The 16,734-nt window shown below is 71.6% G+C and carries 24 protein-coding genes and 1 pseudogene; 14 read left to right on the top strand and 11 right to left on the bottom strand.

What is annotated here, in order from left to right:
- The first annotated feature begins 8 nt into the window (after nucleotides 1-8).
- From IF37_RS44535 to IF37_RS0123245, 6 genes are all read left to right on the top strand, one after another.
- Nucleotides 9-815, top strand: coding sequence for a hypothetical protein (locus IF37_RS44535; protein ID WP_158727371.1), 807 nt, complete (start codon nucleotides 9-11; stop codon nucleotides 813-815).
- Nucleotides 812-2,041 (top strand): ABC transporter substrate-binding protein, encoded by a 1,230-nt coding sequence (locus tag IF37_RS0123265; RefSeq protein WP_079165838.1) that lies wholly within the window; start codon nucleotides 812-814, stop codon nucleotides 2,039-2,041. The genes IF37_RS44535 and IF37_RS0123265 overlap by 4 nt, the downstream gene beginning before the upstream one ends.
- Before the next feature lie 76 nt (nucleotides 2,042-2,117).
- The gene (locus IF37_RS0123260; protein WP_052845313.1) at nucleotides 2,118-2,447 is read left to right on the top strand and encodes a CU044_2847 family protein; all 330 of its coding nucleotides are present in this window, start codon (nucleotides 2,118-2,120) and stop codon (nucleotides 2,445-2,447) included.
- Nucleotides 2,448-2,519: 72 nt separating this feature from the next.
- Complete coding sequence (locus IF37_RS0123255) at nucleotides 2,520-2,987, top strand: hypothetical protein (RefSeq protein ID WP_030745665.1); 468 nt, start codon at nucleotides 2,520-2,522, stop codon at nucleotides 2,985-2,987.
- 91 nt (nucleotides 2,988-3,078) lie between these two features.
- On the top strand, nucleotides 3,079-3,549 hold the full coding sequence (locus IF37_RS0123250; RefSeq protein WP_063886404.1) for a hypothetical protein: 471 nt from the start codon (nucleotides 3,079-3,081) through the stop codon (nucleotides 3,547-3,549).
- A complete protein-coding gene (locus IF37_RS0123245; protein ID WP_367647114.1) occupies nucleotides 3,543-3,689 on the top strand; it encodes a hypothetical protein in 147 nt (48 codons plus the stop codon). Before IF37_RS0123250 ends, IF37_RS0123245 begins: the two co-directional genes overlap by 7 nt.
- A gap of 321 nt (nucleotides 3,690-4,010) precedes the next feature.
- On the opposite strand, the gene IF37_RS0123240 is transcribed toward IF37_RS0123245, so the two are convergent.
- Nucleotides 4,011-4,394, bottom strand: a complete 384-nt coding sequence (locus IF37_RS0123240) for a hypothetical protein (protein ID WP_030745658.1) — start codon at nucleotides 4,392-4,394, stop codon at nucleotides 4,011-4,013.
- Between the two features lie 215 nt (nucleotides 4,395-4,609).
- Between IF37_RS0123240 and IF37_RS0123235 the strand changes: the two genes are divergently transcribed.
- Nucleotides 4,610-5,095: a GNAT family N-acetyltransferase gene (locus IF37_RS0123235; RefSeq protein WP_030745656.1), complete on the top strand. Its 486-nt coding sequence runs from the start codon at nucleotides 4,610-4,612 to the stop codon at nucleotides 5,093-5,095.
- Between the two features lie 88 nt (nucleotides 5,096-5,183).
- Here the strand turns inward: IF37_RS0123235 and IF37_RS0123230 are convergent, their stop codons facing one another.
- The 3 genes from IF37_RS0123230 to IF37_RS0123220 are packed head-to-tail and all read right to left on the bottom strand — an operon-like array spanning nucleotide 5,184 to nucleotide 8,316.
- On the bottom strand, nucleotides 5,184-5,645 hold the full coding sequence (locus IF37_RS0123230) for an STAS domain-containing protein (protein ID WP_063886403.1): 462 nt from the start codon (nucleotides 5,643-5,645) through the stop codon (nucleotides 5,184-5,186).
- Entirely contained in the window at nucleotides 5,642-6,727 is a 1,086-nt protein-coding gene (locus IF37_RS0123225) for a B12-binding domain-containing protein (RefSeq protein WP_030745650.1), read from the bottom strand. The genes IF37_RS0123230 and IF37_RS0123225 overlap by 4 nt, the downstream gene beginning before the upstream one ends.
- A complete protein-coding gene (locus IF37_RS0123220) occupies nucleotides 6,724-8,316 on the bottom strand; it encodes a PP2C family protein-serine/threonine phosphatase (protein WP_030745648.1) in 1,593 nt (530 codons plus the stop codon). The genes IF37_RS0123225 and IF37_RS0123220 overlap by 4 nt, the downstream gene beginning before the upstream one ends.
- Nucleotides 8,317-8,682: 366 nt before the next feature.
- Here IF37_RS0123220 and IF37_RS0123215 point away from each other — a divergent pair, with 366 nt between their 5' ends.
- Nucleotides 8,683-9,018, top strand: a complete 336-nt coding sequence (locus IF37_RS0123215) for an STAS domain-containing protein (RefSeq protein ID WP_052845311.1) — start codon at nucleotides 8,683-8,685, stop codon at nucleotides 9,016-9,018.
- Between the two features lie 29 nt (nucleotides 9,019-9,047).
- Here IF37_RS0123215 and IF37_RS0123210 read toward each other — a convergent pair whose 3' ends face one another.
- The gene (locus IF37_RS0123210) at nucleotides 9,048-9,578 is read right to left on the bottom strand and encodes a GNAT family N-acetyltransferase (RefSeq protein ID WP_052845309.1); all 531 of its coding nucleotides are present in this window, start codon (nucleotides 9,576-9,578) and stop codon (nucleotides 9,048-9,050) included.
- A 179-nt stretch (nucleotides 9,579-9,757) separates the two neighbouring features.
- On the opposite strand from IF37_RS0123210, the gene IF37_RS0123205 reads away from it, so the two are divergent.
- Nucleotides 9,758-10,006 (top strand): Smr/MutS family protein, encoded by a 249-nt coding sequence (locus IF37_RS0123205; protein WP_030745642.1) that lies wholly within the window; start codon nucleotides 9,758-9,760, stop codon nucleotides 10,004-10,006.
- Nucleotides 10,007-10,169: 163 nt separating this feature from the next.
- Here IF37_RS0123205 and IF37_RS0123200 read toward each other — a convergent pair whose 3' ends face one another.
- The gene (locus tag IF37_RS0123200) at nucleotides 10,170-10,868 is read right to left on the bottom strand and encodes an alpha/beta fold hydrolase (protein ID WP_030745636.1); all 699 of its coding nucleotides are present in this window, start codon (nucleotides 10,866-10,868) and stop codon (nucleotides 10,170-10,172) included.
- A gap of 117 nt (nucleotides 10,869-10,985) precedes the next feature.
- Between IF37_RS0123200 and IF37_RS0123195 the strand changes: the two genes are divergently transcribed.
- Together IF37_RS0123195 and IF37_RS0123190 are read left to right on the top strand one after the other, a co-directional pair.
- Nucleotides 10,986-11,324, top strand: coding sequence for a helix-turn-helix domain-containing protein (locus IF37_RS0123195; protein WP_030745633.1), 339 nt, complete (start codon nucleotides 10,986-10,988; stop codon nucleotides 11,322-11,324).
- Nucleotides 11,325-11,423: 99 nt separating this feature from the next.
- Nucleotides 11,424-11,969 carry a GNAT family N-acetyltransferase gene (locus tag IF37_RS0123190; RefSeq protein WP_030745630.1) on the top strand — a complete coding sequence of 182 codons (546 nt, stop codon included), beginning with the start codon at nucleotides 11,424-11,426 and terminating at the stop codon, nucleotides 11,967-11,969.
- 317 nt (nucleotides 11,970-12,286) lie between these two features.
- Here IF37_RS0123190 and arr read toward each other — a convergent pair whose 3' ends face one another.
- Nucleotides 12,287-12,697, bottom strand: a complete 411-nt coding sequence (gene arr, locus IF37_RS0123185; protein ID WP_030745627.1) for an NAD(+)--rifampin ADP-ribosyltransferase — start codon at nucleotides 12,695-12,697, stop codon at nucleotides 12,287-12,289.
- A 128-nt stretch (nucleotides 12,698-12,825) separates the two neighbouring features.
- Nucleotides 12,826-12,999 carry a CsbD family protein gene (locus IF37_RS42370; RefSeq protein ID WP_079165837.1) on the bottom strand — a complete coding sequence of 58 codons (174 nt, stop codon included), beginning with the start codon at nucleotides 12,997-12,999 and terminating at the stop codon, nucleotides 12,826-12,828.
- Between the two features lie 317 nt (nucleotides 13,000-13,316).
- Between IF37_RS42370 and IF37_RS0123175 the strand changes: the two genes are divergently transcribed.
- Nucleotides 13,317-13,487 (top strand): hypothetical protein, encoded by a 171-nt coding sequence (locus IF37_RS0123175; RefSeq protein WP_030745624.1) that lies wholly within the window; start codon nucleotides 13,317-13,319, stop codon nucleotides 13,485-13,487.
- A 171-nt stretch (nucleotides 13,488-13,658) separates the two neighbouring features.
- Here IF37_RS0123175 and IF37_RS43745 read toward each other — a convergent pair.
- Nucleotides 13,659-13,838 (bottom strand): annotated as a pseudogene (locus IF37_RS43745) (DUF3291 domain-containing protein); the annotation flags it as partial.
- Between the two features lie 34 nt (nucleotides 13,839-13,872).
- Nucleotides 13,873-14,253, bottom strand: coding sequence for a hypothetical protein (locus IF37_RS0123170; RefSeq protein WP_052845308.1), 381 nt, complete (start codon nucleotides 14,251-14,253; stop codon nucleotides 13,873-13,875).
- 208 nt (nucleotides 14,254-14,461) lie between these two features.
- Here IF37_RS0123170 and IF37_RS0123165 point away from each other — a divergent pair, with 208 nt between their 5' ends.
- Both IF37_RS0123165 and IF37_RS0123160 read left to right on the top strand, forming a co-directional pair.
- Nucleotides 14,462-14,725 (top strand): HU family DNA-binding protein, encoded by a 264-nt coding sequence (locus tag IF37_RS0123165; protein ID WP_030745622.1) that lies wholly within the window; start codon nucleotides 14,462-14,464, stop codon nucleotides 14,723-14,725.
- A 46-nt stretch (nucleotides 14,726-14,771) separates the two neighbouring features.
- Nucleotides 14,772-15,221: an SRPBCC family protein gene (locus tag IF37_RS0123160; protein WP_030745619.1), complete on the top strand. Its 450-nt coding sequence runs from the start codon at nucleotides 14,772-14,774 to the stop codon at nucleotides 15,219-15,221.
- Nucleotides 15,222-15,311: 90 nt separating this feature from the next.
- Here IF37_RS0123160 and IF37_RS0123155 read toward each other — a convergent pair whose 3' ends face one another.
- A complete protein-coding gene (locus IF37_RS0123155) occupies nucleotides 15,312-16,589 on the bottom strand; it encodes a SpoIIE family protein phosphatase (protein WP_253915822.1) in 1,278 nt (425 codons plus the stop codon).
- Nucleotides 16,590-16,734 lie beyond the last annotated feature (145 nt).

The following is a 16,734-nucleotide window of genomic DNA, read 5'->3' as shown; positions in this document are numbered from 1 at the left end:
TCGTGGGCTTGCGGTGGCTGAGGGCGGGCGTGCTGGGCATGGTGGCGGTGACGACGGTGCTGTATCTGGTGGTGGCGAACGGCGCGTTGCGGCAGATCGCCGCCGCCGACCGCACCCTGGCCGCCATCCGGCACATCGACAAGGCGTCCGAGCAGGCCGAGGAGGCCGAGGCCGCGCTCAAGGCGGTGTCCCGGACCGGCGCCATCGAACTGATCGGCACCAGCGGCGGCTTCGCCAACGCCACCGCCCGCGTCAGCTCCCACCTCACCTCGGCGACCGAGGGCAACGCGGCCGGTGAACAGGGCCTGAGCCACATCCAGTTCGTCCAGGGCCAGCTGGCCACGTGTGTGCAGCTGGCCGACACGGCGGTCCTCGACGGTCCGCCGGGTCTGGCGAGGGCGCGCGCCGCGCTGGACACCCCTCCGCAGTACGACGGCGGGAAGCCCGTCCCCTTCACGGGCGGCCTCAGACAGTCGCTCCGGGACCTGTCGGCGCTGGAGAAGAGGGCGAACGAGGACCAGCGCCACTCGGGCTGGCGCGACCCCGGCCTCCTCTGGCCCCTGTTCACCGGACCGGTGGCGGTCATGCTGCTGCTGGTCTGTGCGACCGGCCACATCGTCGTCCACCGCTTCCGGCGGTACCCGCACCCCGCGCTCGTGGTGGCCCTGCTGGCCACCGCGTCGGTCGGCGTCTCCATGTGCACGGCCGCACCACCCCACTCGGCGATCGTGCTGCCCGTGCTGGCCGCCGCCGGTGTCCTCGCGTACCTCGCCTACCGTCCCCGGCTCGCCGAGTACAGGTTCCCCCGCCCATGAGAAGACTCACGGCACCACTCGTGCGCTGCGCCCTGGTCCTCGCCCTGCTCCTGGCGCCGGTCGCGTGCGACGAACCGGGCAGGGAGAAGGTGACGATCATGGTCCCCTGGTCCGGCACCGAGTTCGAGGCGTTCTACGCGGTCGTCAAGGACTTCGAGCGCGAGCACCCCGGCATCGACGTCGAACCGCAGGTCACCCGCGCCCTCACCCAGCAGCTCGACGCCGCGTCCACCGCGGACGCGAAGCCCGACCTGGCGGTGCTGCCCACGGTGGGGGCGATCGCCAAGTACCGCCAGGAGAAGGTGCTGCTGAAACTCGACATCGACACCGACGCGTACGTGCAGCCCTTCCGCGGGCTCGGCATGAACGACGGGGACGTCTACGCGGTTCCCGTCAAGGCCGACGTCAAGAGCCTCCTCTGGTACGACGCCAGGCACACCGCACGGCCCGGGGAGAACCGGGCCGCCCTGCGGTCCCGGTCCGGCTGGTGCCTGGGGCTGGAGTCGGGACCGACCTCCGGCTGGCCGGGCGCCGACTGGATCGCCGACATCCTGCTCTCCGACGCGGGCATCGACGCGTACACCGCTTGGGCGTCAGGGCGCGCCGGGTGGAACGAGCGACCCGTGAAGGACGCCTGGACCATGTGGGGGCGGACGGTGGCGGGCGCCCTCGAAGACGCCTCGACGCGCAACTTCCGCGACGCCGCCCGGGGCATGGCCGGGAAGGGGTGCTCCCTGGGCCACGGTGCCCTGTCGGCGATGCCGTTCGCGTCGGCCCAGGTGCGGGACAGCCGGTACACCTACGTACCGTCCTCCCGTGACGCCCTGGAGGCCTCGGCGGACTTCGTCGGGAAGTTCACCCGGAACAAGGCCGCCGACGAGTTCCTGAGGTACCTGGCGGGCACGAAGGCCCAGCGGACGTGGGTGAACGAACCCGGCTTCGCCCTCTCCGCCCACAAGGGGGTCACGCAGTACGACAACGCCGTCCAGGGCCGGATAGCGGAGATACTCCGCTCCTCCCGTTACACGCTCTGCTTCAGCGCCGCCGACGCGATGGAGCCCGATGTGTCCGCCGCCTTCTACCGGGCGGTCCTGGACTACGCGAACGGCAGGAAGCTGACCCCCCTGCTGGCAGCGCTCGACAAGGTCCAGAAGGAACTGGGGTACTCCTCCCCGCAGTCCCCGCCGACGCCCAGACCGCTCTGTAGCATCCCGAACCCTCCGTGATGCCTCCGGCTCTCGCCAGTCCCTCCAGTCCCTCCCTCCCGTCCCTCCAGTCCTTCCAGTCCTTCCAGGAGCCTTCATGGCGGACGCCATCCAGTTCTCCCTCGACGACGGGACCGTCGTCCTCGTAGCCCCGCCCGCCCGCACCGGAACCGGAGCCGTGGGCCTGGGGACCCGTCTGGAGAGCGCGGGAGAGAGCCTGCGCGCGGCGCTGGCGCCGATCACCGCGGCCGCCGCCGAGATGATCGACCAGTTCCGCAGCGTCGCCGAACGGCCCGACGAGGTGGAGGTCACCTTCGGTGTCGTCCTGGACGCCAGGCTCGGCGCGGTCCTGGCGAGCGCCAACACCAGCGCCCACCTCGACGTCACACTCCGCTGGAGCGGTGTGCGGCCCGCACCACCGAGCTGACGGCGCTCCGGGCCGGGGAGCGAGGAGTTCGGGGCCCGGTTCGCATCCGGCCGCGGGGGAACTCGGCCCGGCATGATGCGAAGCATTGTGCGCGGCGGTGTGGCGGGTGCCGCCGGCACCACCGTACTGAACGCCGTGACCTACGCCGACATGGCGCTGCGGGGCCGACCGTCCAGCCAGACCCCGGCCGAGACCGTGGACAGGATCGCGAAGGACACCGGGCATCCGGTTCCCGGGGCGGGTGACGAGCACGACAACCGGCTCTCGGGGCTGGGCGCGCTGTCGGGCATCGCCGTCGGCTGCGGTATCGGCGTGGCCGTCTCGCTGGCGCGCGGCACGGGCATCCGGATGCCGTGGTGGCTGGGCGGGGTGGTCACCGGCGTCCTGGCGATGGCCGCGACCGACCTGCCGATGGCACGGCTGGGGGTGAGCGACCCCACGAGCTGGTCGGCGAAGGACTGGGCCTCGGACGTGGTACCGCACCTGCTGTACGGAGTGACCACCTACGGGATCGTGGCCTCCTGCGACCAGCGGCCGTGACCTGGTGGGCCCTGTGGCGGCTGCTCGCGACCCGGCGCGGCCCGCTCGACGGCACGGTGTGTGACGACCCCGGATTCCGGAGGTGGCGACGATGCGCACGGGACTGCTGCGGATCATCGGGGCGGTGACGTTCGTCTACGGGGTGGCGACCGCGTACCGGCCGGCACTGCTGGCCCGCCCCACGGGACTGGTCGACCCGCACGGCGCCGTCGGCGTCCACACCGTCACGGTGCTGCGCCCGCTGGCGTGGCGGGACGCGGCCACCGGTCTGGCGATGGTCCTCGCGCCCGAGGGCCCGGCGCTGGCCACGGCGGGCGCCGTACGGATCGCCTCGGACGTCGGTGACGCCCTCTTCTTCGGCGCCGCGCTGCCCGGCTGGTTCCGCCGTGCCGGAGCGGTCGTCAGCGCCGGGGCCTGGGCCGGGCTGACGGCGGCGAGTCTGGCCGGTGGCACCGGGCGCGCGAACGGAGGACAGCCGTGGAATACGAAGTGCGCGCGGAGTACGCGCCGGGTGCCGCACCGCGGGCGGACGGTGCCCAGGTGGAAGCCTGGCACATGGTGAGAGCGGGCGAGACCCGGGCGATGTGCGGCCGTGAGCTGGACCCCGCCGCCGAGGCCCGGCCTCCCGACGTGTGGGGTACCGCCGAGGCCGATCCCTTCTGCCGCGCCTGCGGGGCGCAGTATCTGCGGCAGGGGCTCTGACGGGGCGCGACGCGGCGGCCGGCGCGGGACCGTGGGCCCGCGCCGGCTCGCCCTGCCGGTGCGGGGCTAGGGGGTTTCGGTGCATCGCAAGGCGGAGGACCACCCGCGTAGTGGCGTTCTGAGGTCCTGTGCCACAAAGGAACACCAGTGCACATCGGGGTCCCCGTCATTATCCGCCGGGCGACCGGCCCGAAGTCCGGCTGCGGAACGCGCGCGGCGCCGCATGCGAAGAACGACCGGCGCAGCCGCGGCCGACGGGGCGCGCGGGTGCCCGGGGGCGAAGGAGCGCCGGGCACCCGCGCACGCGCGGCGGGCGGTGCGTCAGCCGAGGTTCGCGAGGTAGGGGCTCGTGGTCGTCCCCTTCGCCGCGCCCGTCCAGCCCGTCGACGAGCTGAAGTGGGCGGTACCGACGTAGAAGCTCTTGCCGGGGTTGGTGTTGTAGATGCCGTACACCTTCCCGTACGTGCTGCCGGACGAGAGGGAGAGCTGCTCGCACTTGCCGGGCGCGATGAGCACGGTCGAGATGCCGCCCTGCTGGGGGAGGGTGGCGTAGGCGGTGTAGTTGCCGTACGCGCACACCTTGAAGGTGTGGGCGGTGGCGGCCGACGCCGGTCCCGCCGTACCCGCCAGCACCGCGCCGGCCAGGCAGGACACGGCACCGATGGCCAGGGAGGCCTTGCGGGCCGCCTTCGAGGTGAGCTTCATGACGTTCTCCGTTCCGTTCAGTGGTGCGCAAAGGAAGCTGACGACAGAGTGCTGACAACCGGCTCCCGGCAGGTCACCGAAGGGCCTGATGTGCCCCCTGGGACGACGAAGACGCCCAACGGGACACGTTTTCCCACGGCGGAGCACCCGGCGCCCGGTCCCGGCCTCCGCCCCCGGCGTGGAGCCCGGCGGGCACCGCGTGTGAGACTCGGGGCATGATCCGTACCGCGGCCCCCGCCGACGTCCCCGTCATCCACACCCTGATCCTCGAACTCGCCGAGTACGAGAAGGCGCTCGCCGAGGCCAGGGCGACGAAGGAGCAACTCGCCGAAGCCCTGTTCGGCGAGCGCCCGGCCGCCTACGCGCACGTGGCCGAGGACGCCGACGGCGAGGTCGTGGGCTTCGCGCTGTGGTTCCTCAACTTCTCCACCTGGCGGGGTGTGCACGGCATCTACCTGGAGGACCTGTACGTCCGCCCGGAGGCCCGCGGCGGCGGCCACGGCAAGGCCCTGCTGACCGAGCTGGCCCGCATCTGCGTGGCTCGCGGCTACGAGCGACTGGAGTGGTCGGTCCTGAACTGGAACCGCCCCGCGATCGACTTCTACGAGGCGCTGGGCGCCCGTCCCCAGGACGAGTGGACGGTGTACCGGCTCACGGACGACGCGTTGAGGGCCCTGGGGAGCGGGGCCGGCCGCCCGTAGCCGGGCCCATCGCGCGATCGCCGCGAGGCGCATCGCGCGGTCGTCGGCGGTCCGGGTGCGGGAGCCGGGTATCAGGGCCGGGCACGGGTCAGGGGACGCCCGCACCGGTGAGGCCGTCGTCCTCCTCCGCCCCCTCCGTCCGCTTCGGCCTCCCCGCCCTCTCCGCCCGCTGCACCCGCTCCCCCCGCTCCGCCCGCCGGTCCGTGGCGGCTGCCGGTGGGGCGGTGAGGTGGTCGAGGACGTTGGTGAGCTGGAGCATGCGCTCCAGCCGGGCGGGCCGGTTGTCCAGGTGCAGGACGGCGCCGACGGCACTGGTACGGCGGTGGATCATCAGCAGGGCCGTCAGCCCGGAGGAGTCGATGAAGGTCGTCTCACCGAAGTCCAGGTGGACGTGGCGGGGCGGTGTCCCGTCGGCCGTCAGCCGTCCGGTGACTTCGCCGAGCAGGTCGTCGCTGGTTTCGTGGTCGAGTTCGCCGTGGATGCGCACGGTCAGCGTGAGCGGCTCGCGGCGGACGGCGAGGGTGAACCCGGTGGGTGGCAGATGGGTCATGCGCGTGTGTCGGGGCCGGGGACAGGACGGGTGGCGTGCTCGGCCAGGGCGGTGACGCCCTGCTCGATCAGCTTCAGGGTGCGGGGGAAGTCACGGAGCCGGCCGGCCAGGACGTCGAGGCCGGCCGGCAGTGAACGGGCGGGCACACCGCGCGCCGTGAGGATGTCGGCGGTCCAGGTCAGGAACGTGGTGAACAGGTCGGGGTCGTCGACGTAGAGGGCGGTGGCGAGGAAGTCGACGATGTGCGCCAGGTCCTCGGCGGTACGTTCGTGCTGGGCGTCGCTGTAGGCGCGCATGGCGGGGAAGCGGTCTTCCAGGTCGACCAGGGTCTGTTTGACGAGTTGGGGCCGGGACTGAGTGACCATCGTGTACTCCTGGTCGGCCAGGTGTGGCAGGTCGTCCACCACCTGCCGGATCGCCGAGGCGTCCGGCCGCGGTATGCCTTCCTCCAGGACGGCGACCGCCGCCCGCGCGTCGGCCGCCCACCGGTCGGCGCGCAGGGCGCGCGCGTACCGGCCACCGGGGCCGAAGGCGCGTCCGCCGGCCAGGACGGGGACGCCGACGGCCTGGCAGGCGGTGATGGCGGCGTGCGCGGTCGCCAGGTGGGTGGGGAGCGAGCCGGAGAGCAGCACCGCGGCGGGGTCGGTCAGGTGCAGGTGGGCGATGAGGTGGGGGGTGGGCGTCTGGGCGCCGAGGTAGTCCACGCGCCAGCCGTGCAGGGTGAGCACCTCGGCGACCAGGCGGGCGGGCAGGGCGTGCCACTCCCCGTCCACGCAGCTCACCGTGACCCGGCCCCGGTACACCGGGCCCCTGTCCCTGTCCGGGCGGTGGGCTAGGGAGGCGATGACCCGCTCGCTGATGGCGGTGGCGGCGTGCTCCTGGGCGACGCTCATGCGGTCGGCGGCCCACTCGGCACCGACCCTCTCCTGGACCGGTGCGATCACCTCCAGCAGGAGCGTTTCTTCACTCATTCCCTCGTCCAGCGCGTCGTGCACGACGGCCGCGGCGCTGTGTTCGTCGCCGTCGGCCACCGCTTGCCACAACCGTTCGACCACACCGTTCGTCGCGGTGGGCACACTCACTGCCGGCTCCTTCCGGTCCGTCCACTGCCCGCTCGTCCGTCGACCACCGTCAGCGCACCGGTTTTCGGAGCGCTGATGGCCACGGCGGCCATGTCGTCGTGCCGCCCGCTGCCCAGCCACTGGGCGGCCAGCATCTGCACCCGCTCCACCACCGCCTCCGCCGGCATGCCCGCGCACTCGGCGAGCGCGCGCTTCAGACGGTCCTCGCCGAACATTTCGTCGTTCAGCGGTCCGCCGCGGGCCTCGGTGATGCCGTCGGTGTACAGCAGACACGTCTCCCCCGGCGCCAACACCGTCTCCACCGTGCTCGCCGTGACGGACGGCAGGGCGCCGACCAGGGTGCCGCGCGTGGCGGCCTCCTCCACCGTGCCGTCGTTGCGGACGATGAGCGGGGGCAGGTGCCCGGCGCTGGTCAGCCGCAGCCGCACCCGGCCGGCCCGGCGGCGCACCGAAGCCAGCACCAAGGTGGCGAAGCGGGTGTGGTGGGAGGTGAGCAGGGCGCCGTTGAGGAGGGTGAGGACGTACTGGTGGTCCTCGGCCAGCGGCAGCAGGGCATGCAGGGTGTTGCGGATCTTGCCGGTCAGGACCGCCGCGTCCAGGCCCTTGCCCGCGACGTCACCGAGCACCACCAGCGTCTCCTCGGCGGGACCGGCTCCGGGGTGGACGTCGAAGAAGTCCCCGCCGACGCGCTCGTGGTCCCTGGACGCGCGGTAGCTGCCGGCGTACTCCACGCCGTGCACCGTGTGCAGCGCGGGCGGCAGCAGGTCCCGCATCAGCGTGGCGGTGATCGTGGCCTGCTCGCTGTACAGCCGGGCGGCGGACAGCGCCGCACCGGCCCGGGCGGCGAACAGGCGGGCGAAGACCTCCTCGCCCTCGGTGAACGCCTGCTCGGTGCCGGCGCGCAGCAGGACCAGCGCCCCGGCGGGCACGCCGTGGCCGGGCAGCGGGGCGACGATCACGGACCCGACCGGTCCGGCGAAGCCCTCGGGGAGCAACCAGTCCGGGATCTCGTCGGGGTTGATCCAGCGGGCCGGCACGGGCGGGAAGCCCTGGAGGGCCTCCGCCAGCCCCGGCACTCCGGAGACATCGACCTGCCGGGTGGTCTGTACGACGGGTCCGCCCCGGCGCGCGTACGTCAGTGGGCAGCGCCGCCCCTGGGGCGGCGCGACGAGGACGGCGGCTTCGGCGAGATGCTCCACGGCCATCGACGCGGCCACCTCCATGCAACGCGGCACGTTCAGCGTGGACAGCAGCGTGCTGGACGCCTGGGAGAGGACTTCGGAGCGCCTTCGCGTGTCGCTGAGCGCGCTCTCGGCCAGACGGCGGTCGGTGTCGTCGACCAGCCACCACACCACGTCGCCCTCGACGCTGACGGTGGGATGCGCCTCGAAGAACCGGCCGCCGATGTCTCCGTGCGGTAGGTCCCCGGCGGCGCCGGGAGGGGTGGTCTCGGTGATCTGCTGGTGGGCGTCGGACAGCCAGTCCGGCACCTGTTCGCGCAGCCGGACGCCGCTCGCGGCGGCCGGCAGCACCAGCCGGGCGGCGTCGTTGACACGCACGAGACGGCCGTACCGGTCGACGACCAGCACGGGATACGGGGCCTCAGTCCACGTCGCGCCGACCTGCTGGCCGGCGAGGGGCGGACGGGCGGAAGAACCGCGGGGAGCAGACACAAACGGAGGCACGCACGGTGCGCACCTCACCACCTTCCTGCCATGGGGAACAGATGTCCTCCGGCAACCGTCCCGCATCGCCCGCCGTCGTGGCAACCCGCCTGGGAAAGACACACGCAAACGCCACAAACAGCCCGCCGGGAGGCCGAACCGAACTTATCCGGATCCGGGCATCAGCTCCGCTTTCGACGTCGTCGCCAGTAGCCTGGTCACTCGGCTCAGCGAGAATTCGCTGGCGTGTTCTCATCAGCGCGGTGAAGCCCGTGCCCAGGAGGTACAGCGGTGCTCCACATCGTCGCGCGCACCGGTGACCACGTCGTCGCGGCTCTGCCGGAGGACGTGGACCTGTACTCCACGCCCTTCCTGCGCGCCGTGGCCGACCGGATCATCGACGAGGGCTGCCGGCACCTGACGCTCGACGCCTCCCGCACCCTGCACCTGGACTCCACCGGCGTGACCGCGCTCATCGCCTGGTACCAGCGCCTGGACCCCTTGGGCGGCTCACTGGCCGTGACCGGGCTCGACGAACACCTGTACGCCCTGCTCACCCGCCTGGGACTGAACGGCGTCATCACCCTGACGGGCCCGGCCGCCCACGACACCCCACGGCCCCAGTAGCCGGCGGGCGGCCCGCGCGGCACCGCACGTCAAAGGGGATCGAGGAGCATCAAGACCTCGTCCCGGGTGTCGTCGGGCGCGAGGCGGAGAGCCCTGGGCCAGCGACCGACCTCACGCCACCCGAGTCGGCTGTAGAAGTCCTCCAGTCCCTCCTCTCCCCGGACCGCGAGACGGAGTTGTTCGAGCCCCAAGTCGTTGCGGGCGATCTTCCGCAGCTCACGCATGAGCGCGGAGCCGACGCCAAGACCCCGGAAACCGGGGTGGGTTTGCAGGTGGTGAACCGTGCCCCAGTGTCCGACGAGCCGATGGGGATCGCGGTTGAGGACGACCCATCCGACGAGAACATCGTCGAATCTCGCGGTGACGAGTCGGCTGTGTCGCGGGTGAAGACGGCTGAGGAGCTTGTCCGCGACGGGCTCGACGTCGTCGTCCCGGACCGGCGGGAAGGGAAAGCCGGCGGCGCCGCCCGAGTTGGTGACCGCGATCCAGCAGTCGATCAGCTGACGCCGGAGCTCGGGAGTGATGTCGCGGGCGTCGGTGAGCTGGACGAGGTCGGGCATGCTTGCGTGTGTCATGAGCAAGCAACATATAGCCGTGGGCGGTCCCCGAACGACGCTGCCGAACGCCGGACCAGGGCGGTGCGGTACTTTGCGTCCCTGACACAGCTACTCCACCCTGGTACTCGTTCCCGACGCGGTGGAGGGTGCCGGCGACGACCCGCGACAACAGGAGGCTTTCGATGACACTCACGCTCGACCTGCACCCGCTCTTCAGGAACGAGCGAGACATCGACCGGGCTGTCCGTGAGGTCATCTTCAAGGCCGCGGCAACCAAGGCGGAACGCGTGGAGATCATCCCTGGCAAGGGGAAGGGCCAGCTCAAGGCCCGGGTACTGGCGATGCTCGGCCAGGCCCACCTGAAGAGGCTCTACAAGCGCTACGAGGTCGACTCGGCCAACGAAGGGCGCATCGTGGTCCACTTCGTGTAGGCAGGGCCGGCCCGGACGGCGACGCCTGTGCCGGAGAGGTACGGCAACCGGCGGAGCGTCTGCAACCGGTTGCGGATGTGGGCGGTGGACGACACGTGGGAGCGGGTGTTCACCGCTCTGGTGGCCCAGGCCCACGCCGATGACACCCCAGGGGGTGCGGCCTCTAGGCCGTCTCGAGCAGCAGCGCGGTGAGTTCGACGGGCATGGTGATCATGCAGTCGTGGCCGGTCGGCAGCTCGCGTACTCGTTCGCCTGCCGGGACGGGACGCCGGGTGATGTCCGCCGGCCGGCCCTCGAGGCAGTGGATGTGTGTGCGCGGGATCGTGCGCGCGGCCGGTTCGTCCAGCAGGACCGGCTCCCGCAGGCAGCGCACCGGCTGGTCCGACAGCATCGAGCGCAACCAGGCGAGGTCGTCGGGATCGGTGACGCCGAACAAGCCGAGCGGCGGCGGCGACTCGGGCATCGGCGGAACCCGCCAGCCGTCCACGGCGAGGTCGATGAGCTGCTTGGTGACAGGGAGGACGTCGACAGCGGTCTCGCCGTCTTCGGGGACCATCGCGTCGAGGAACACCAGATGCGCGATCCGCTTCGGGACCCGGTTGGCTACTCCCGAGATGACCATCCCGGCGTAGCTGTGCCCGACGAGTACGACGTCGTGGAGGTGCTCGTCTTCGATCAGGCCGACGACGTCGTCGATGTGGGTGCCGAGCCCGATCTCGGGGCTCAGCAGATGTGCCTTGTCGCCGTAGCCGGATAGCGACGGCGCGAGCACCCGGTGCCCGGCCGCCTCCAGCAGCGGGACCACCCGGTCCCAGCTTCGCCCGTTGTGCCAGGCGCCGTGTACCAGCAGGAATGTGGCCATGGTCGTGTGGTTCCTCCTCGTGCCTCGGTACTCTTTGGTAACCGCGAACATCGTGACCCCGCGACGCTCCCCGGGCAATACGGCACTTTTCGGTGCCTCGGTTCTCAGGAGGTAACCGTGCAGGACCCGTGCCAGGCCCGTGAAGTCCTCGGGATCGTCGGGGACAAGTGGGCGCTGCTGATCGTGCGCATGCTCAAGGACGGGCCGTTGCGCTTCACCGAGCTCAAGCGGGCCATCGACGGCATCAGCCAGCGCATGCTCACCGTGACGCTGCGCGACCTCGAACGCGACGGGATCCTGACGCGCACGGTCCGCGACGTCATGCCGCCGCACGTCAGTTACGAACTGACCGCGATGGGCCGGAGCCTGCGCGAGGCCACCGCGCCGCTGCTCGAATGGAGCATCACGCACCTGCCACACATCGACGCCGCTCGCACGGCCTACGACAACCGCTGAACTAGTGACTTGGCTCGCATCGTTGGCCGGGCATCGGCCCCACGCCGGCCGCGATAGCGTGGTGGGCCGGGACAGCGCCGGGCGGGCGAGAGGGGCGACATGGCAAGGATGGATTTGCGGTTCGCCGCTTACCTTCCGCACCCGGCCGAGCGCCACGCTCCGGTGACCGCGGTGGTGGCGGAGGCAACCGAGGACGACGTGCCGATGCTGGCCTTGTTGCAGGCCCGGGCGCGCGGTGGTTCGGCGGGCGAATGGGCAGACCGCATCCATCGGGCGCTTCGTAGCGAGGGCAGCTTGGTGATCACCGCGAAGGTATCCGGTGAAGTTGTCGGGTACGCGAATGCGGCTTTTCTGCCTGAGCATGCTGAGGATGGTGCTCCGGCTGGCTACTACCTGACCGGTGTCACGGTGGATCCTGACTGGCGACGTCGTGGCATAGCGAGGCTGCTGACCCGGCGGCGCATGGACTGGATCTGGGAACGGGATTCGGCAGTCTGGTGCTTCATCTCCGCTAAGAACCGTGCCTCGCTCGACCTGCATCGGGAACTCGGATTCGACCAGGTAACGGTGGGTGCCTCGTTTCAGGGCATTGAGTTCGCCGGTGGTGAGGGGTGGCTTTTGCGAGCAGACCCACCGCGACCGTGACGGGGCGGGTCTGGACCCCGGACGGCACTCGAACCCGCAGGCGTGGATGACATCGCGGACGTAGTCCTCACCGACCTGCATCAGCGAGGTGATGTCCTTGGGCGGACATCAGCACGACGATCGCTCGCCGCAGCCGGACCGGATCCTTCGCGGTACGGCTGATCTTCTGCAACCGGCAGCCCTCCTCCATGCTGACCTAACGGACGAAAACACTCGACCGACGTTCCACGACCACCTCCAAGATCAGACCCCTGGAGACAGTCTGCTGACTACCGGACGGCACGTCGATTACCCAGCCAACTATGGGAGCCGAGCCACTAATTGATGATTTCGGCGCGGTCGTCCGCGCGGATCGCGGCCAGCCGGTCTCGCCACATCCGGAGTGCTTCGGGTGTCTGTCGCGTCCAGTCGGTGACCTCGCCGACGATCCGGAGCGGTTCCCTGCTGCGATAGGAACGGGTGGGGTTGCCGGGGAACTTCTTGTCGGTGACGTTGGGATCGTTCTCGAACTCCCCGGTCGGTTCGACGACATACACTCGCGGGGTCCCGTCGCCGGCGGCGAGTTCGGCGGCGAGTCCCGCACCGTCGCGCAACGCGGTGAAGTAGATGTGGTTCATCACGATCTCGGGCCGGTAGTTGGAGCGGAAACCGGCGACGAGGTGATCCCCGACCTGCAACTCGGCCTTCGTACCGTGGAAGAACGGTCCCTCGTCCGACACCTCGTCCATCGTCACAGGTTATCGCACCATCCTGTCGTGACGGCGAGCTTTACGGTCGTGCGCCGAGCCGAGGACGTCGGGCGGGGGCGGTCCCGGTGCCGGGCCCGCCCCTCAGCCGTGGGGGTGCTGCGCGCCGGTCAGGGGCGGCCGGTGTCCTTGACGGACTCCTTGGCCTCGCGGGCCTTGCCGGCGGCCTCGGCCGCGTGGCCCTTGGCGATCAGCTTCTCGTTGCCTGCGGCGCGTCCGGCCGCCTGGGCGGCCTTGCCGACCGCCTGTTCGGCCTTGGCCCGGGCCTTCTCGCTGGCGGACATGCTGTTCACCTTCCTCGGTTTCCGGCATTCGGTACTGGCGGTCGCATGACCTCTCACCCCGTTCGTAAACCACGGCCCGTGAACCGCGGCCCATAAACCGCGGCCCGTAAACCGCGGCCCGTGAACGGCGGCCCGTGAACCGCGGCCGGAGAGGCGGTCGCGGGGTGAGCGGACATGCCCGGCCGTGGTGCGTGACGTACGGGGGAACGGGCATCGTGCGCGGCGCGCGGATTCCCTCCATCTCGTGGAAGTAACGCGTGGTGCGTGTGCTTGCGGGGCCGGCGCAGGGGCATCCGGTGGCCAGGAGGTTGATGACGATGGTTCCCCTGCTACTGGTTCTTCTGCTGGCTCTGGTCCTGTTCGGTGCGGGCTTCGCGCTGAAGGCGCTGTGGTGGATCGCGGTGATCGTGCTGGTCCTGTGGCTCCTCGGCTTCGTCGTGCGGCCCGCGGGCAGCGGTGGCCGCAAGGGTCGCTGGTACCGCTGGTAGACGCGGACGTCCCGGGCGCGGAGCACCGGACGTGAAGTGGGCGTGGGGCCCGGTCGCAACGGCCGGGCCCCACGTGCTCGAGGGGCATCGGCCGGGGCATGCGGAAGGAAGGGCGGGCCCTGCACCGTCGCCACGCCCGCCTGCGGATGCCGGGCGGCTTCGGTGGCCGTTGTAGGGGGAGGCGAAGGTGAAGGCGCGCGGGGACGGCCCGTGGGCCCGCAGGTGCGCCGGTCGCTCCAGGGCCCCGTCGACGGTCGGGCGGTGTCCGGCGGGGACCCACCAGAGCACCAGGTGCGCCTCGACGTGCCGTTCGAACCAGGCACGGCGCTGCCGCACCGCCTCCAGGTGCCCGATGGAAGGGAGCGCCGCGCGCCGGCCGCGCGTGTCAGCTGTTGTTGAGGCAGAACCAGCCGTTCTGCACGTAACCGTCCGCGTTGACGCCTCCCCAGGCGTGGCCGCGGACCCATTCGCCGCCGAACTCGAAGTTCCCGGGATCGTAGATCGTGAACGACTGGTCAGGGCCGTAGAGGTAGCCGAAGGCCGGGCCGTTCGGGCTGGAACGGACCGCGAGGTCATGCGCGCAGACGGTCCAGCGCTTGCCGACACTGCCGGCCGACGCCCAGAGGAGGTTGCCTCCGGCCGAGGCGGGTGTCGTCAGTTCGATCAAGGCCGCGACGGCGACCCCCAGCGCGGCCGCGGCGCGAAAGGCGGCGCGCGGCATCCGGGCTCGCGCCCTGACACGCTTCGTCGCTCGGATGTCCTCCATGTGCGTCCCCCTCCAGGTGGCGTTCGAACGAATTCCTTGTCATGTACTCGGGACAGGATGGAGGGGGCGGGAGGCTCGCGCAAGGACGCGTCGCCCCGGCGGGCCGCCCGGGATCCGGGCCGTCGGCGAGATGCGATCGGCGGTGCCGGCCTCGATGGTGGGGAGGAGTTGGAGCGTTACCACTGCGATGTCACCGAGGAATGTGATCATGGACAGGTCGCGACTGATCGAAACCACCGCTCGCCGTGCCGCCGGGCATCCGGACGGCCGGCAGTTCGGCCCGCAGGACATCGGCCGGGTCCTCGACGCGCTCTTCGGCACCGTGGAGCACCCCGGGACGATCGCCGAGGCGCTGAAGGCCGGGCAGACCGTCACTCTCGGCAGCTTCGGCAGCTTCCACGCGGGTGACGGTACGGCGGCGTTCCGGCCGGGCAAGGCCCTCACCGAGTACCTGCGCGACGAGATCGGATGAGCGGGGCACGCGCCGTCCGTCCGGCGCGGTGGGGACCCGGTGGACCATGGGCAGGCTGACCCTGCGCGCCGCGGGCGCCGCCCCGCCGGAGACGGTGTGGCGCCGTTACGCCTGCGTCGACCAGTGGTCACGCTGGTCACCGCAGATCAAGGCCGTACACACGGAACACAGGCAACATACGGACCATCGGGAACACCAGGAACACCAGGAACACCAGGAACACGCACACAGCCGGACCCTGGTGCCCGGGCTGAGCGGCACCGTCGAGTCGGTGGCGGGCATCCGCGCCGCGTTCGTCGTCGACCACGTCGACCCCGACCGCCGGGCCTGGACCTGGCGGGTGCGCTGCGGACCGGCGCGACTGCTGCTGCACCACGAGGTGCGGGCGACCCCGAACGGCAGCTGCACGCGGCTCACGATGCGGGGCGCGCTGCCCGTCCTGGTGGCCTACGCACCACTCGCGCGCCTGGCCCTGCGCCGCCTGGTACGCCCCTGACACCCCGCAGTGGCTCACGCCGACCCGACGTCCGGCGCGGCGCTGGCGCCGTCCGGGGACGGCCTCAACGGCGAGCGGCACGCGAGGTGTTCACAGCCCGACCACGACCAGGGCGATGTCGTCCCGGGCGCCGTGGCTGACGCCCAGGCTCTCCAGCAAGGCGTCGGCCAGGCGTTCCGGGCTCAGCCCGAGGCACTGGCGCAGCGTGTCGGTCAGACGCTGGAGTCCGGTGTCGATGTCCTCGTCCCGGCGCTCGATCAGGCCGTCCGTGTAGAGGACGAGGTTATCGCCCGGGTGGTAGGCGGTGCCGGCCTGGGGGCGCGGGACGTGCGTCGGCCGGGCACCGAGCGGTGGGTCGACGGCCTGGTCCAGCAGTTGGCAGGTGCCGTCGGGGCGCATCAGGACGGGGGGCGGATGCCCCGCGCTGGAGTAGATGATCAGCTGCGACCGGGTGTCGACCAGGGCGGTGAAGGCGGTGGCCGCCAGTGCGCCGTCCACGGAGCGGGCGTACAGGCCCAGCACCTCCAGCGCCTGGGCCGGGCCCGCGACGGCCCGGCTGGCCGCCGAGAGCGCGCTGCGCAGCATCCCCATGACGGTGGCGGCCTCCAGGCCATGGCCCACCACGTCGCCCACGGCGACGAAGAAGCGGCCGTCGGAGAGGTCGACGGCGTCGTACCAGTCCCCGCACACGTTCAGCGAGCCGATGGCCGGCAGGTAGCGGACCGCCACATTGGAGTGCCGTGCCAGGTCGGGCGAGTGCAGCATGGCCTCCTGGAGGGTGATCGCCACCTGCCGCTCCCGGGCGTGCGCCCGCCGCAGCTCCTCGTTCAGCCGCTCCAGCTCCTTGGCCCGGGCGTACAGCTCGGCCTCCACGCCCGGATCGGGCCGGCGTCGCGGGTGCACGAGGTCCTCCTGCCGCTGCCGGTACCGGGTGCGTACGAAGGCGGTCACGTCCTCGACCCGGTGGATGATCCAGGCGAGTTCGCCGTCCGGTCCGAGCACCGGGGTGTTCACCGGGGACCACCAGCGTTCCTCGAACACGCCCGGCTGTCCGGCGACGGTGATGTCGTACCGCTGGACGGCCATGGTGTCCGCCCGCTTCGTGGCCCGTACCCGCTCCAGGGAGGCCGTGAGGTTCCGCACCCCGTCGGCATCCGGATCCTCGGGGTTGTCGGGGAACGCGTCGAAGAGGTACTGCCCGAGCAGATCCCGGCTCGTCCTGCCGGTCACCCGGCAGTACGCCGCGTTGACCCCGACGATCACCAGACCGGGATCGATGACCAGGTAGGGACTGGGAGTGGCGGCGAACAGGGCGGCGTAGTCGACCCGCCCCCCGCTCAGCTGCTCACCGGAGCCAGTGGCGCCCACGTGTCCAATGTACGAGGCCATCGGCGGGCACGCGCCAGTACGAGGTCATCGGCGGACACGCGCCGTGACAACGGCCCGGGGCACCGGCCCGGCGCGGCTCCGGCCGGGGCGCCGGCCCGGCGCGGCTCCGGCCGGGGCGCCGGCC

Origin of the sequence: Streptomyces sp. NRRL S-31 (genome assembly GCF_000718775.1) — a bacterium.
Lineage (GTDB): Bacteria > Actinomycetota > Actinomycetes > Streptomycetales > Streptomycetaceae > Streptomyces.
This window is presented reverse-complemented; position numbering and strand designations above follow the sequence as displayed.